Source organism: Alcanivorax sp. HI0044 (assembly GCF_001634945.1).
Genome location: NZ_LWEZ01001971.1, coordinates 1 through 723 on the forward strand (window position 1 = coordinate 1; position 723 = coordinate 723).

Here is a 723-nt window from a genome sequence, read left to right on the forward strand (position 1 = left end):
CCGGAATCACTGAGCCGCCGCACCCTGCAACGGCGGCTCAGTGATTCCGGCACGTCCTTCCAGGCCGTGCTGGATGAGACGCGACAGAAAATGGCACTGCGTTATTTGCGGGACTCCACCCTGCAAGTCACCCAACTTTCCGACCTGCTCGGCTATGCCGACCTGAGCGCATTTTCCAGAGCATTCTCGCGCTGGTTCGGGATTCCTCCCTCACAGTGGGAACAACAGAAAGCCCGGTAACGGTTATGGCGACATACAGACACGTTTCATTGAATCGACGACCAACATCTGGCCGCCTCTGAAAAAACCTTGCGTACTCTGCGTGAACTGACGGGGGAAAATGACAAGCATGGAGGAAGTGGCCGGAGAGACTCTCCGGCCACAGCTCGGGAAAGGTTACAGCTTTTTAACGCGCCGGTTTTTGCCTTTGATTTTGCCTTTCAATAATCGCTCCAACGCCAGATCTGCGCTGTCACGATCAATAGCCACATAGGCTTGATAATCCGTGACGGTAATCTTGCCCACCTTGTTGCCGGCAATCCCCGCATCACCGGTCAGCGCACCCAGAATATCGCCAGGGCGAAGTTTGTCCTTGCGGCCAGCGCCGATGCACAACGTAATTGTCGGGGGGTGTAAGGTGTCACCTTCACGGGGTTTGAGGCTGCTCACCGGGTGCCAGTTCAGGGGCGCGCCCTGCAATTCTTCAATGGCCATGGCACGGCG

The 723-nt window shown here is 56.8% G+C and carries 2 protein-coding genes; one reads left to right on the forward strand and one right to left on the reverse strand.

All coding sequences use genetic code 11. The annotated features are described in order from the left end of the window. The coding region (locus tag A3730_RS29175) for a helix-turn-helix transcriptional regulator (protein ID WP_156501447.1) at positions 1–240 on the forward strand (240 nt) is incomplete at its 5' end. A 156-nt stretch (positions 241–396) separates the two neighbouring features. Here the strand turns inward: A3730_RS29175 and A3730_RS29180 are convergent. After that, positions 397–723 (reverse strand): DbpA RNA binding domain-containing protein (locus A3730_RS29180; RefSeq protein ID WP_197477760.1); only part of this gene is annotated, 327 nt, incomplete at its 5' end.